At 69.4% G+C, this 14,524-nt stretch carries 9 protein-coding genes; 7 read left to right on the top strand and 2 right to left on the bottom strand.

The window, feature by feature from the left end; translation table 11 throughout:
• Nucleotides 1–124: 124 nt before the first annotated feature.
• Nucleotides 125–799, bottom strand: coding sequence for a potassium channel family protein (locus EV644_RS39665; RefSeq protein ID WP_132196115.1), 675 nt, complete (start codon nt 797–799; stop codon nt 125–127).
• Nucleotides 799–1,461 (bottom strand): potassium channel family protein, encoded by a 663-nt coding sequence (locus EV644_RS39660; RefSeq protein WP_132196113.1) that lies wholly within the window; start codon nt 1,459–1,461, stop codon nt 799–801. Before EV644_RS39660 ends, EV644_RS39665 begins: the two co-directional genes overlap by 1 nt.
• 98 nt (nt 1,462–1,559) lie before the next feature.
• On the opposite strand from EV644_RS39660, the gene EV644_RS39655 reads away from it, so the two are divergent.
• The 7 genes from EV644_RS39655 to EV644_RS39625 all read left to right on the top strand — a co-directional run bounded on the left by EV644_RS39655 (nt 1,560) and on the right by EV644_RS39625 (nt 14,523).
• Complete coding sequence (locus EV644_RS39655; RefSeq protein ID WP_132196111.1) at nt 1,560–3,587, top strand: APC family permease; 2,028 nt, start codon at nt 1,560–1,562, stop codon at nt 3,585–3,587.
• The gene (locus EV644_RS39650) at nt 3,584–4,753 is read left to right on the top strand and encodes a class I SAM-dependent RNA methyltransferase (RefSeq protein ID WP_132196109.1); all 1,170 of its coding nucleotides are present in this window, start codon (nt 3,584–3,586) and stop codon (nt 4,751–4,753) included. Before EV644_RS39655 ends, EV644_RS39650 begins: the two co-directional genes overlap by 4 nt.
• Nucleotides 4,754–4,863: 110 nt before the next feature.
• Nucleotides 4,864–9,153 (top strand): hypothetical protein, encoded by a 4,290-nt coding sequence (locus EV644_RS44955; RefSeq protein WP_158293077.1) that lies wholly within the window; start codon nt 4,864–4,866, stop codon nt 9,151–9,153.
• A 10-nt stretch (nt 9,154–9,163) separates the two neighbouring features.
• Nucleotides 9,164–10,096 (top strand): LLM class F420-dependent oxidoreductase, encoded by a 933-nt coding sequence (locus EV644_RS39640; protein ID WP_132196107.1) that lies wholly within the window; start codon nt 9,164–9,166, stop codon nt 10,094–10,096.
• Nucleotides 10,097–10,352: 256 nt separating this feature from the next.
• Nucleotides 10,353–13,127, top strand: coding sequence for an aconitate hydratase AcnA (gene acnA / locus EV644_RS39635; protein ID WP_132196105.1), 2,775 nt, complete (start codon nt 10,353–10,355; stop codon nt 13,125–13,127).
• Between the two features lie 61 nt (nt 13,128–13,188).
• Nucleotides 13,189–13,905 (top strand): sulfite exporter TauE/SafE family protein, encoded by a 717-nt coding sequence (locus tag EV644_RS39630; protein WP_132196103.1) that lies wholly within the window; start codon nt 13,189–13,191, stop codon nt 13,903–13,905.
• A gap of 60 nt (nt 13,906–13,965) precedes the next feature.
• Nucleotides 13,966–14,523, top strand: coding sequence for a HEAT repeat domain-containing protein (locus EV644_RS39625; protein WP_132196101.1), 558 nt, complete (start codon nt 13,966–13,968; stop codon nt 14,521–14,523).
• Nucleotide 14,524: the final 1 nt, after the last annotated feature.

Genomic DNA, 14,524 nt, shown 5'->3' with positions numbered 1-14,524 from the left:
GAACGCAGGGACGTACTGCGTGCTCGGTGCGCCTCGACCGTCTCGGCAGGTGCGGAGGTTGGTGTCGCGAGCGACCTTTTCCTGTCGTTCGGTACAGCCGTGCCCGGAGTAGGCGCCCGGCGGGTTACTGGGGGCGGCGGTGGTGGGGGGAGAGCATGTCTTCCAGTTGTTCTTCGGTCTCGTCGGCGGCTACGAAGAGGAGTTCGTCGTTGAGCTCGAGGGTGCCGTCGGGGTCGGGGCGGAGGACTCGGCCTTCGCGGATGATGGTGACCAGGGCGGTGTCGATGGGCCAGTCGATGTCGCCGACGCGGAGGCCGATCATCGGGGAGTCCTCGGGCAGGGTGAGCTCGACGAGGTTCGCGTCGCCCTGGCGGAAGGTGAAGAGGCGGACCAGGTCGCCCACGGACACGGCTTCCTCGACCAGCGCCGACATGATCCGCGGGGTGGAGACGGACACGTCCACACCCCAGGCCTCGTTGAACATCCACTCGTTCCGCGGGTGGTTGACCCGGGCAACGGTCCGCGGTACGCCGAACTCGGTCTTGGCCAGCAGCGAGACGACCAGGTTGGTCTTGTCGTCACCGGTGCTCGCGATCGCCACCTGGCACCGCTGCAGCGCGGCCTCCTCCAGCGAGGACAGTTCGCAGGCGTCGGCGAGCAACCACTCGGCGCGCGGTACGGATTCGGCCTTGATCGCGCGCGGGTCCTTGTCGATCAGCAGGACCTCGTGGCCGTTCTCCAGGAGTTCCGCCGCGATCGATCGCCCGACGTTCCCCGCGCCGGCGATGGCTACCCGCATCACAGCTCCTCAGGCTTGGTACCTAGCTGGGACTCGATCGCGTCCGCGTCCCGCTCCAGCATGACGACGTGGACCAGGTCACCCTCCTGGATGACCGTGTCCGCCTTCGGCAGCAGACCTTCGCCGAGCCGGGTCAGGAACGCGACCCGGGCGCCGGTGGCCTTGTCGATGTCGAGGGCGAGCCGACCGACCCAGCCGGAGTGCACGTGCACCTCGGCCAGCCGGACGGTGCCGGACGGGTCGCGCCACTCGGGCTCCGAACCGCTCGGCAGCAACCGCCGGATCATCTGGTCGACGGTCCACCTCACCGTGCCGACGGTGGGGATGCCGAGCCGCTGGTAGACCTCGGCGCGGCCTGGGTCGTAGATCCGGGCGACGACGTTCTCGACGCCGAAGTTCTCCCGCGCCACCCGGGCGGCGAGGATGTTGGAGTTGTCGCCGTTCGAGACGGCCGCGAACGCCTCGGCGTCCTCGATGCCGGCCTCGATCAGCACCTCACGGTCGAAACCCATACCGGTGATGGTGCGGCCGGAGAAGTTGGGGCTCAGGCGGCGGAAGGAGTCTGCGGACTGGTCGATGACGGCGACCGTGTGGCCGCGTTTCTCGAGCGTTCGGGCGAGCGTCGACCCGACGCGGCCGCAGCCCATGATGACGACGTGCACTCCGTGATCACTCCTTGCCCCTCTCGCAGGGGCCGCTGGCATCGGTTCGGCAGGGATAGACGCTACACCGGCCCTCGCATCCCTCTAACATCACCGGTGTGACTCCCGCTCTAAGCGATATCGGCAAACGCATCCTCATCGGACGCAAGCTGCGCAGTACGCAGCTCGGCGAGACGCTGCTTCCGAAGAAGATCGCACTCCCGGTGTTCGCCAGTGACGCTCTGTCGTCGGTCGCCTACGCCCCGGACGAGATCTTCCTGACGTTGTCCCTGGCCGGTCTGGCGGCCTACTCGTACTCCTGGAAGATCGGCCTGCTGGTCGCCTTCGTGATGCTCGTCGTGGTCGCGTCGTACCGGCAGAACGTGCACGCCTACCCCTCCGGCGGCGGCGACTACGAGGTCGCCACGGTCAACATCGGCCCGAACGCCGGCCTGACCGTGGCCAGCGCGCTGATGGTCGACTACGTGCTGACCGTCGCGGTGTCGATCTCCTCGGGGGTGCAGAACGCCAAGTCGGCCCTGCCGTTCCTGGCGGGCCACGAGGTCCCGTTGGCGGTAGCGCTGGTGGTGATCCTGACGGCGTTGAACCTGCGCGGTGTCCGGGAGTCGGGCGCGCTGTTCGCGGTCCCGACGTACATCTTCATGGCGTCCATCATCGGGATGGCGATCTGGGGCATCATCCGGCTCACCGCCGGGAACCTGCCGCTGGCCGACAGCGCCCAGTACGAGATCCGGCCCGAGCCCGGGCACGAGGTGTTCAGCGGGCTCGCGGCGGCCTTCCTGCTGGCCCGGGCCTTCTCGTCCGGGTGTGCCGCGCTGACCGGCGTCGAGGCGATCAGCAACGGCGTACCGGCGTTCCGCAAGCCGAAGAGCAAGAACGCGGCGACCACCCTGCTGCTGCTCGGCACGATCGCCATCACGATGCTGATGAGCATCATCTTCCTGGCGGACAAGATCAAGCTCCGGTACGCCGAGGATCCCGCGACCCAGCTGCTTCTCAACGGGGAACCGGTCGGCGACAGCTACACCCAGAAGACGGTGATCGGCCAGATCGGCGACTCGGTCTTCTCCAACTTCCCGGCCGGGTTCTACCTGGTGATCGGCGCGACCATGCTGATCCTGGTGCTGGCCGCGAACACCGCGTTCAACGGCTTCCCGGTGCTGGCCTCGATCCTGGCGAAGGACGGGTACCTGCCCCGGCAGCTGCACACCCGGGGCGACCGGCTCGCGTACAGCAACGGCATCATCCTGCTGGCGCTCTGCGCGATCGGCCTGATCATCGCGTTCGACGCCGAGGTGACGAAGCTGATCCAGCTGTACATCGTCGGGGTGTTCGTCTCGTTCACACTGAGCCAGTTCGGCATGATCCGGCACTGGACCAGGTACCTGAAGACGGAGACCGACTCGGCCAAGCGCCGGAAGATGATGCGGTCGCGGAGTATCAACGCGGTCGGCCTGACCCTGACGGGCATCGTGCTGGTGATCGTGCTGGTCACCAAGTTCACCCACGGCGCGTATATCGCGATCATCGCGATGGCCGTGCTGTTCGTGCTGATGAAGGGGATCCGCAAGCACTACGACACGGTCGGCCGCGAGATGGCTGTCGACGCCGGCGACAAGTTGATGCTGCCGGCCCGGGTGCACGCGATCGTCCTGGTCTCCAAGCTGCACAAGCCGACCCTGCGGGCACTTGCCTTCGCCAAGGCCGCCCGGCCGTACATACTGGAGGCAGTGACGGTCGATGTCGACCGTGACGAGTCGGACCTGCTGCAGGCCGAGTGGGACCGCCGGGACATCCCCGTACCGCTCAAGCGGCTGGCCTCGCCGTACCGGGAGATCACCCGGCCGATCCTGCAGTACGTCCGCGACATCCGGCGCCAGTCGCCGCGGGACGTGGTGATGGTCTACATCCCCGAATACGTGGTCGGACACTGGTGGGAGCACATCCTGCACAACCAGAGCGCACTGCGGCTCAAGGGCCGGCTCTTGTTCACACCTGGTGTGATGGTTACGTCCGTTCCGTACCAGCTGATCTCTTCGCAGGCGGCTGAGGAGCGGCAGGACCGTGAAGAACGCGTAGCCGGCCAGGTACGGCGCGGCGCGCGCAAGAGTTCAGGAGACCGGTGACGGCAGAAGAGATCGTCGGGACGCTACTCGAGCTCGAGGTGGGACCGGTAGCGCACGGCGGGCACTGCGTCGCGCGCTACGAGGGCCAGGTGGTGTTCGTCCGGCACGCGTTGCCGGGGGAGCTCGTGCACGCCCGGGTGACCGAGCAGAACGCGAAGTACCTGCGGGCGGACGCGGTACAGATCCTCACCCCGTCGCCGCACCGGATCGAACCGCCCTGCCCGTACGCCGGACCGGGGCGTTGCGGCGGCTGCGACTTCCAGCACGCGAACATCGTCGAGCAGCGCCGGCTGAAGGCGACCGTCGTGTCGGACACGCTGCGGCGGATCGGCGGGATCGAGCGCAACGTCGTGATGGAGTCACCGGGCGACGACGGGCTCGGCTGGCGGACCCGGATGCGGTACGCCGTGGTCGGCGGCCGGCCCGGGATGTTCGCTCATCGCTCGCACGACCTGGTTCCGATCGACCGGTGCCTGATCGCCCACCCGGACACGCCGCCCGTGCTCGACCAGCGGTGGCCCGGGGCTTCCTCGGTCCAGGCGGTCGTGTCGTCGGAGGGCAAGACCGCCGTCCTGACCGACGAGAACTCGGCCGGACGCGTCGTCGAGGTAGTTCGCGACCGGCGGTTCCGGGTGGAGGCCAGTGGCTTCTGGCAGGTCCACCCGGCGGCTCCGTCGATGCTCGTGGACGCAGTACTGGCCGGGCTCGAGCCTGTTGCGGGGGAGACCGCGCTGGACCTGTACTCCGGGGTCGGCCTGTTCGCGGCGTTCCTGGCGGAGGCGGGGTGCGCGGTACTGGCTGTCGAGGGGGACCGGGACGCCGTCAAGAACGCGCGGCGGAACCTGCACGATCTGCCCGCGGTGACGCTGGAGCAGGGCGACGTCGACAAGGTGCTGAACAACGCGGCCGGGCAGGGGCTGGAGTCGGTCGACCTGGTCGTTCTCGACCCGCCTCGCACCGGCGCGGGCAAGGCCGTCGTACGCCGGATCGCGGCGCTGTCGCCCCGCAAGATCGCGTACGTCGCGTGCGACCCGGCCGCGCTCGCCCGGGATCTGAAGACCTTCGGGGAGCTCGGTTACGGCATCAGCTCGCTGCGGGCGTTCGATTTGTTCGGGATGACGCATCACATAGAGTGCGTGGCGGTGCTCGAGCCACGACCTGACTAGTGGGTCGTGGGCGTCTCGGGTACCGTTCTGGCCTGGATCTGACCCCGGAGCCGGAGCGGGCCCTCAGCTGGGGCCGCCTGAGCTGGATTGGCACCTGAGCAGGAGACCCGATGCCGCTCGTCGACCTGGACGACCCGGAGGAGCTGCGCGCCCGCTGGAGCGCGCTGGCTGCGGTCGCCCATGCGACGGGATTCGACCGCCGCTGGTACGCCGACGAGAACGGCTGGTACCACCAGGACGAGACCGGCAGCGACCTGCGCATGGTCAAGCTCGAGGGCGGCCGGGCGGTGCTGTTCGGGTTCCACACCCAGCACAGCCGGACAGCCGAGGCCGATCTGCTGGCCGGGTCGCCGGACTGGATCGGGCAGCCCGAGGTCAAGCGGCGGATCGCGGCGGGGCAGCTGGGGTTCGTGTACGGGAGCTTCAAGGGGACGTGGGCTCGCGCCTCGTATCCGGGGGATCCGTGGCAGCCGCTGGACGACGGGTTCCTGCCGATCGCGGAGTGGGTGACCTCGGACGAGGAAGCCGCACGCGAGATGATCGAGTGGGCCGCGGGGTGGGCCGACTATCCCGGTGGGCTGGACGAGTTGCTGCCGATCGGGATCCGGCTGATTCGTACCGCGGGCTCTACTGGGCTCACGCCGCACGCGCTGCAGGAGTTGTTCGACCGGCTCGGGATCGGGCCGCGATCGCCGCAGCAGCCGGATCTGCGGGCCGCCTTGGTGGCGGCAGGGCATTTCAATGGCACGGCTGCTGATCCTGTGATCGGTACTGCGGGCCCGGCTGCCGCTCCTGCTCCGGCTGCCGCTCCTGCTGCGGCGGCTCCTACCGTTGCTGCTGTTCCGGCTGGACCTCCGCCGGCTGCTGAGGCCCAAGCGGAGCCGCGGTTCGAGCCGGACGAGGGCCGGTACGAGCCGGACGAGGGCCGGTACGAGCCGGACGCCGGTCAGTACGAGGCGGACGCCGGTCAGTACGAGGCGGATGCCGGTCGGTATGAGCCGGATGGGGGCCGGTATGAGTCGGATGCGGCTCGGTACGCGGATGACGATGAGGAGGACGAGGAGCTTTTCGTCGTTCCGCCGGGGATCAGCCCGTTTACGGGTCAGCCGATCGGGTACGACGCGAGCCTGGTCATCGGAGGCGCCGAGCCGTTCGCGCCGGAACCGCCGCTGACCCCGGAGTCGCCGTTCCGGCCGGATTCGCCGTTCGCTCCCGAGCCGCCGTACGCGCCGCCGCCAGCCGAGTCGCAGTACGGGGCTGAGGCTCCGGCGGCTCGAGGGGACGACTACGGGGTCACCGGGCGCAAGCGGAGATTCCGGCGCAAGAAGCGGGATGAGGACGACGGCGAGGCTCTTGCCCGCCTCGGTCTGGTCGGCCCGGAGCCGGAGACTGCTGAGCCGCCGCGCCCTCAACCGCCTGCCGAGCCGCCCCGGTTCCAGCCGACGGCTTACGCGCAGAGCACGCCGGCGCCACTAGGACCGCTGCCGTCCTCGGAGCCGCCGCGCGTCGGTGGTGAAGGCGAGGGCGAGGACTTCTACGCCAGCCTCTTCGCCGACGCTCCCGCCGCGGCTACCTACACCCCCGACGTACGCCCTGACGCGCCGCGGGACTGGAATGCCCGCGAGCAGTCGGCCCAACCGGATCAGCACGGGCAGTCCGAGCCGTCGGCCTGGTCCGCCGCCGACGACGCGACCAGCGAGTTCACCCCCTTCACCGACGACACCGCCGCCACCCCGATCGTCGAGGACGACATCGCCCCGCCGGCCCCCACCGACGACGGGCCGCCGGCCGCCACCGATGACGGGCCGCCGGCCGCCACCCCGGACGACGACACCGGCGTGGTCGACCCGGTCCCGGCGGACGAAGCGGAATACATCCCCGACCAGCCGGACTACGACGGACCGACAGATGCGTTCGACGTCCTACCGGATGCGAAAGACGGCCAGCCGGACTACGACGGGCCGACAGACGGGTTCGACGTCCTACCGGATGCGGAAGACGACCAGCCGGACTACGACGGACCAACAGACGCCTTCGACGTCCTACCGGATGCGGAAGACGACGAGCAGGTTGCGGCCTCGCAGCAGGTGAGCGACGAGCAACCTGTTCAGCAACCCAGGCGTGGGCAGCAGCCGCCGGCCGAGCGCGAGTGGGTCGGCGGTGCCTGGATCAACGGCGAATGGGTCGAGGACGTCGCCGGCTACCTTGCCGCCCAGCAAGACGCCGCCCAGCAAGAGGCCGAGGAGCCGCCGACCGAGGAACACCTCGTCAGAGCCCAGGCCGAAGCCGAGCCTTCCGCTGATGAGTCTTCCGCGGGCGAGGCGGCTTCCAGCGACGAGTCTGTTGAGAACGGCACCGAAGACGCCCCGACGGCTGAGATCGCCGCGGTACTGGACGCCGACTCGAACTCTGGCGACCCGGCAGAAGACGAGTACTACCTCTCCGGCCCGTCGCCCTTCGCCACCGCGGACGGCCCCACCGGCCGCGACCTCCCACCCAATGGCTTCAGCAGCATCACCCCGGAGGAGCTGAAGCCGGGGGAGTACGCCTACGAGCTCGACGGGCAACTATTCCACGACGAGATCCTCGGCGACGCCGACTGGACCGCCGACCAGCTCGCCGATCTCCCGCCCCCCACCACGGCGCCGGCGCCCGGCCGCACTCCGACGTCACCCGCCGCCCAGGACCCGGTCGCCACCGCGCCAGAGCCGGTCGCACCCGCCGAGGCGATCGACGATCCCGCCCGGACCAACGCCGCGTACGCGGCCGAGGCTCCTTCCACGCCCGATCACCAGGCCGACGCGTCGGGTGCCGCGCAGGGGGCCGCCGAGGGGCAGTCACAGGCCCCTCAGGCGGATGTCGAGGAACCGTTCAACCTGGACGACCTACGCCCGATGACCGGCTACAACGCCGAGCAGCTGGCCGCGCTCAGGTCCCTCGCGGCGCCAGTTCAGATAGGCCCTCGCCCTTTCCACGAGCCCGGCCGAACCAAGCAACCCGACCAGCAGCCGCCCGTCGCGCCGGAAGCCGTCGCGCCGGAAGCCGTCGCGCAGGAAGCCCCCGCGCCGGAAGCTGCGGCGCCGGAAGCCCTGGCGCCGGAAGCTGTAGCGCCCCAAGACCAGGCTGACGGTGGTTGGGGTGACCAGTCCGCGGTCGAGATCACAGCCCAGCTCGAAGCCGTCCAGGACGACTCTGCGGATCCTGCCGCTGACGATTCCGGCGAGCCGGCGCCCGATCGCGAACAGGCCGGTCGCGGACAGTTCGATCGCGGACAGTTGGATCGCGAGCAGCTCGATCGCGAGCAGCCGGATGCTCGGCAGCCGGATGCGGCGGTGCACGAAGCAGGCTTGGGATCGGCGGAGGCAGGTCCTCTCTGGCAGCGCTCTGCGCTTGACGACACCATGGAGCGGCAGCCGTTCGGGCCGATAGGGGACTTCGCACCCGGCGCCGATGACCGGTCGACCGCTGAAGCTGAAGTGCAGGTTGAGGCCTGGCAGCAGGAAGTCTCCGCCGACCAGGCATCGGAGACTGAGGCCGACTCGGCCTGGGCAGTAAACCCGGGGCAGATGCCGGAGGCTGAGGTGGGCTCTGCCTGGGCAGTGAGCCCGGAGCAGGCGCCGAAGGCTGAGGCGGACACCGACTGGGCCGCAAACCGGGAGCAGGCGGCGGAGGCTGAGGCGGTTCCTGACCTGCACCAGGCGCAACGTGAGGTGGTACCTGACCCGGAGCAGGCGGCATTTGAAGCGGTTCGTGAGTTTGGCGTTGTTGCCTGGGCGTCTGATGGTGATGGTGAGGTTGACGGGGTCCCGGACCGGGCGGAGGCTGCCGGGCGGCGGGAGGAGTTGGTGGCGCCGCCGGCCGGTTCGGCGGTGGAAATTCCGGGGCTGGGCATTGTCGGGGGTGAGGCGGCTGAGGTTGAGGCTGAGCCTGGGTCTATCGAGGAAGCCATGCGGGCTGAGTACGAGCGGCCTCGTCCGCGTCCCAAGGAGTCCGAGGCGTTGAAGGCCCTGCGGGAGTGGTGCCGGGTTCGGACGAAGATCGTGCCGTCCGGGTTCACGATCCAGGTGCAGGTGCTGGATCCGGCGGCGCCGTCCTACCGGTTCGATCTGGAGCCGCCGGAGGTCGACGACCCGCAGTACGGGGCTGAGCGGCTCAGTGGGTTGCTCGGGGAGTTGTGGCTGGCCGAGTCGCAGGGGGAGCAGGGTGGCTGGCTCTTCGCGCGCGTCGATGCGGCCGGGCGGACCGTGCGGATCGACCGGTGGTACGACCAGGTGCCCGACTGGTGGGACAACCCGGTGGAGCCGCGGCTCGACGTACTCCGGCTGGTCCGGCGGCTGAACGACCGCGGCCCGGACTGGCAGCCGTCATACCTGGAGAAGTTGTACACGACGGCGAGATAGCGTTGTCCGCATGTTGCTCAGGATCTTCACCGAACCCCAGCAAGGCGCCTCGTACGACGACCTGCTGGCGGTCGCGCGCAAGACGGAGGAGTGCGGTTTCGACGCGTTCTTCCGCTCCGACCACTACCTGGTGATGGGGGACCAAAACGGCCTCCCCGGTCCGACCGACGCGTGGATCACGCTGGCCGGCCTCGCCCGCGAGACGAGCCGGATCAAGCTCGGCACCCTCGTCAGCTCGGCCACCTTCCGCAACCCCGGTGTGCTCGCGATCTCGGTCGCGCAGGTGGACCAGATGAGCGGCGGACGCGCTGAGCTCGGCCTCGGCGCCGGCTGGTACGAGGCGGAGCACGCGGCGTACGGCCTCGACTTCCCGGATACGCCAGGGCGGTTCGACCTGCTGACCGAGCAGCTCGAGCTGATCACCGGACTGTGGGACACGCCGCTGGGGGAGACGTACGACTTCGCCGGCAAGCACTACCAGCTCAAGGACTCCCCGGCGCTGCCGAAGCCGGTGCAGCAGCCGCACCCGCCGGTCATCGTCGGTGGCGCGGGCAAGAAGCGGACGCCGGCCCTCGCGGCGAAGTACGCGGCCGAGTTCAATGCGGGCTTCCGGTCGGTCGAGGAGACGCAGGTGCTCTTCGATCGCGTCCAGGAGGCCTGCCGGGCGATCGGGCGCGACCCGCAGACCCTGGCGCTCTCGACCGCCCACACCGTTGTCGTGGGCAAGGACGACGCGCAGGTCAAGCAGCGCGCCGCGGCGATCGGCCGTGACGCCGACGAGCTGATCGAGAACGCGGTCGCCGGTACTCCGGCGCAGGTCGTCGACCGGCTGGGCCGGTTCGCCGAGGCGGGTTCACAGCGGCAGTACGTCCAGATCATGGATCTCGCGGACCTCGACCACCTCGACCTGATCGCCGCCGAGGTCCTCCCGCACGTCTCGTAATTCCGCCCCTCGCCGGCCGCCGCATCACTAGCCCGGTCAGGGCGTACAGCGCGGCGGACCCTGCGAGGGCCCCTCTTGTCGGGAGTACGCGGGCGTGATGCGGTGAACTGGGTGCGACGTGATGACTCGATGTCGTGTATCTTGATGTCGAGAGACTTTGCGGGGTGGGAGGTTAGGGCAGCCTGATCTCCCGGCCGGGCCGGTGGCTCGGCAGGATGTGCTTCAGCGGAACAGGACCGGATGGAGGAGCAGGTTGATGGCCAGCGTCGACAGCTTCGGTGCCAAGGGTGCACTCGAGGTCAGCGGACAGTCGTACGAGATCTTCAGATTGGCGGGAATCGAGGGCGCGGAGACGCTGCCCTACTCCCTCAAGGTGCTGCTCGAGAACCTGTTGCGCACCGAGGACGGCGCGAACATCACCGCCGACCACATCACCAAGCTCGGCAACTGGGACCCGAACGCGGCGCCCGAGACCGAGATCCAGTTCACCCCGGCCCGGGTGATCATGCAGGACTTCACCGGCGTGCCGTGTGTCGTCGACCTGGCCACGATGCGCGAGGCGGTCGCCGAGCTCGGTGGCGACCCGGCCAAGATCAACCCGCTGGCTCCGGCCGAGCTGGTGATCGACCACTCCGTCATCATCGACGTGTTCGGCCGCCAGGACGCGTTCGAGCGCAACGTCGAGCTGGAGTACGGGCGCAACCGCGAGCGGTACCAGTTCCTGCGCTGGGGCCAGTCCGCGTTCGACGAGTTCAAGGTCGTCCCGCCGGGCACCGGCATCGTGCACCAGGTCAACATCGAGCACCTGGCCCGCACCGTGATGGTCCGCGACGGCCAGGCCTACCCCGACACCTGCGTCGGCACCGACTCGCACACGACGATGGTCAACGGCCTCGGCGTGCTCGGCTGGGGCGTCGGCGGCATCGAGGCCGAGGCGGCCATGCTCGGCCAGCCCGTCTCGATGCTCATCCCCAAGGTCGTCGGCTTCAAGCTGAGCGGTTCGGTCCCGGCCGGCGCCACCGCGACCGACGTGGTGCTGACGATCACCCAGATGCTGCGCAAGCACGGTGTGGTCGGCAAGTTCGTCGAGTTCTACGGTGACGGCGTCGCCGCGGTCCCGCTGGCCAACCGCGCCACGATCGGCAACATGAGCCCGGAGTTCGGCTCCACCTGCGCGATCTTCCCGATCGACGACGTGACCCTGGAGTACCTGCGCCTCACCGGTCGCAGTGACGACGACGTCGCCCTGGTCGAGGCCTACGCCAAGGAGCAGGGCCTGTGGCACAACGCCGAGGTCGAGCCGCGCTTCTCGGAGTACCTGGAGCTTGACCTGTCCACGGTCGTGCCGTCGATCGCGGGCCCGAAGCGGCCGCAGGACCGGGTCGCGCTGAGCGAGGCCAAGGAAGGCTTCCGCGGCGCGCTCACCGACTACGCCACCGAAGAGCTGGACGTCGACCCGTCGGAGACCGGCAGCTTCCCGGCCAGCGACGCGCCGAACGGCCACGGCAATGTGAACGACGAGCCGCACGTGCCGCATGGCGCCAACGGCCGGCCGTCGAAGAAGACGAAGATCAGCCTGAACGGCCAGGAGGTCGAGCTAGACCACGGCCACGTCGTGATCGCCAGCATCACCTCCTGCACTAACACCTCGAACCCTTCGGTGATGCTTGCCGCCGCGCTGTTGGCGAAGAACGCGGTCGACAAGGGCCTGTCGAGCAAGCCCTGGGTGAAGACGTCGCTCGCGCCCGGCTCGAAGGTCGTCACCGACTACTACGAGAAGGCCGGCGTCACGCCGTACCTGGAGAAGCTCGGCTTCCACCTGGTCGGCTACGGCTGCACCACCTGCATCGGCAACTCGGGTCCGCTGCCCGAGGAGGTCTCGGCGGGCGTGCAGGAAGCCGACCTGGCCGTCGTCTCGGTGCTGTCCGGCAACCGCAACTTCGAGGGCCGGATCAACCCGGACGTGAAGATGAACTACCTCGCGTCGCCGCCGCTGGTGATCGCCTACGCGCTGGCCGGCACGATGGACTTCGACTTCGAGACCGACGCGCTGGGCCAGGACACGGACGGCAACGACGTGTTCCTGAAGGACATCTGGCCGGCCGCGGACGAGGTGGAGAAGGTGATCGCCTCCTCGATCAACAAGGAGATGTTCACCAAGGACTACGCCGACGTGTTCGCCGGTGACGAGCGCTGGCAGTCGCTGCCGACACCCGAGGGCAAGACGTTCGACTGGGACGCCGACTCGACGTACGTGCGCAAGCCTCCGTACTTCGACGGCATGGCGAAGGAGCCGTCGCCGGTCACCGACATCGCCGGCGCCCGGGTGCTGGCCAAGCTCGGCGACTCGGTCACCACGGACCACATCTCCCCGGCCGGATCGATCAAGGCCGACAGCCCGGCCGGCAAGTACCTGGCCGAGCACGGTGTGGACCGCAAGGACTTCAACTCCTACGGCTCGCGCCGCGGCAACCACGAGGTGATGATCCGGGGCACGTTCGCCAACATCCGGCTGCGCAACCAGATCGCGCCGGACACCGAGGGCGGCTTCACCCGCGACTTCACCAAGGAGGACGCGCCCGTCACGTCGATCTACGAGGCCTCCGAGGCGTACGTCGCCGCCGGTACGCCGCTGGTGATCCTGGCCGGCAAGGAGTACGGCTCGGGCTCGTCGCGCGACTGGGCCGCGAAGGGTACGGCGCTGCTCGGCGCGAAGGCGGTCATCACCGAGTCGTTCGAGCGGATCCACCGGTCGAACCTGATCGGCATGGGCGTCCTGCCGCTGCAGTACCCGGAGGGCGAGAACGCGGAGTCCCTCGGCCTGACCGGCGAGGAGACCTTCGACATCACCGGTGTCACGGCCCTGAACGACGGCGAGATCCCGCGCACCCTGCAGGTCAAGGTCACCGGCACGGACGGCGCGGTCAAGGAGTTCGACGCGGTCCTGCGCATCGACACCCCGGGCGAGGCGGACTACTACCGCAACGGCGGCATCCTGCAGTACGTGCTCCGCTCGCTGATCGCCGGCTGACCCCTGCCCCTGTACGGCGTACGTCGTACAGGTTGATTCCGACGGAGAGGCCGCCCGCAGCATGGATCTACACATCCTGCTGCTGGGCGGCTTCGCTGTCATTGTGGCCGCGATGGTCCAGGGGACGCTCGGGCTCGGGCTGTCGCTGGTGGCGGCGCCGGTGGTGGCCTTGCTCGACCCGACGTTGATGCCGGGAGCCATGCTCGTGCTGGGCATGGTGATGCCCTCCATGACGCTGGCGCACGAGTGGCGGCATGTCGCGTGGCGTCAGGCCGGCTGGCTGACGGGTGCCCGGGTCGCGACTACTCCTCTCGGTGTCCTCGTGCTCGCCTGGGTGCCGGCCCGGGCGATCGGCGCTGTGGTCGGCGTGGTGGTGCTGGGGGCCGTGGCCCTCACGGCCTGGCGCCTCAAGCTGCGGCCGAGTCGGCGTGGCCTGATCGCGGCGGGAGCCGTCGCCGGGGTGTCCGGTACGGCGGCGTCGATCGGCGGGCCGCCTGCCGCGCTGGTGCTGCAGCATGAGCAAGGGCCGCGCCTGCGAGCGACTCTGGCCGCGTTCTTCCTCGTCGGCTCGATCGTGTCCCTCTCCGCCCTCGCCGTCAGCGGGCAGCTAACGCACCACCAACTCCTGTACGGCGCGTCGCTCATCCCGGGCCTGGCGATCGGCTTCGCGCTGGCAGTTCCTCTGCAACGACGCTTGCACGGCCCCCGTCTCCGCCAGGCGGTGCTGCTCCTCGCGGCGCTCTCCTCGATCGTCGTGATCATCCGGTCGATCGCCTGAGCGGCCCGCATCTCTCGGTCGATGTCCGGAAACTGTCGGACCGGCGCGCTTTACTGAGCTATGGCCGTCCGGGAGCGGGAGCATCCGCGCGAGGTGATCCGCGGTTCGTGCGCGAAGCACGGGACTGACGAGGTGATCGACTGGTGTGTCGCTTTGCTGACGAGCGAGGTCTCGCCGGAGGAGGCGTTCGGCCCGCTGCTGCCGAAGCTGAAGTGGATCACGGGGCCGTCGGCCGGCGGCTGGGCGTCGATCGACCCGGTGAACTTCTACTGGGTCCGGGTCTGGGCCGCTCGGGCCTTCCTTTACGTCTGGCGTGACGACGTGGTCGACGCGTTGCTCGTAGCCGCCGACGACCCGGCCTGGCGGGTCCGCGAACACGTCGCCCGCATCACCGCCCAACGCGAGCTCGGCCAGCTGGTCGACTCGCTCCTGCCGATGCTCGACCACGAACTACCTCGCGTCCGCGCGGCCGCAGTACGGGCGATCGGCGCGGCCGGTGAGTTCGAGCACGCCGAGGCTGTGGTCGAGCTGCAGGACGACCCTGACCAGGCCGTCCGAGCCGCCGTCGAACGCGCCCTCCGGCGACTGGAGACCCGCCTGGACCGCCCGGTGACCTGAG

This window comes from Kribbella orskensis, assembly GCF_004342085.1.
GTDB classification, from domain to species: Bacteria; Actinomycetota; Actinomycetes; order Propionibacteriales; family Kribbellaceae; genus Kribbella; species Kribbella orskensis.
The sequence above is the reverse complement of the archived record's forward strand: the minus strand, read 5'-3'. Positions and strand labels throughout refer to the sequence as shown.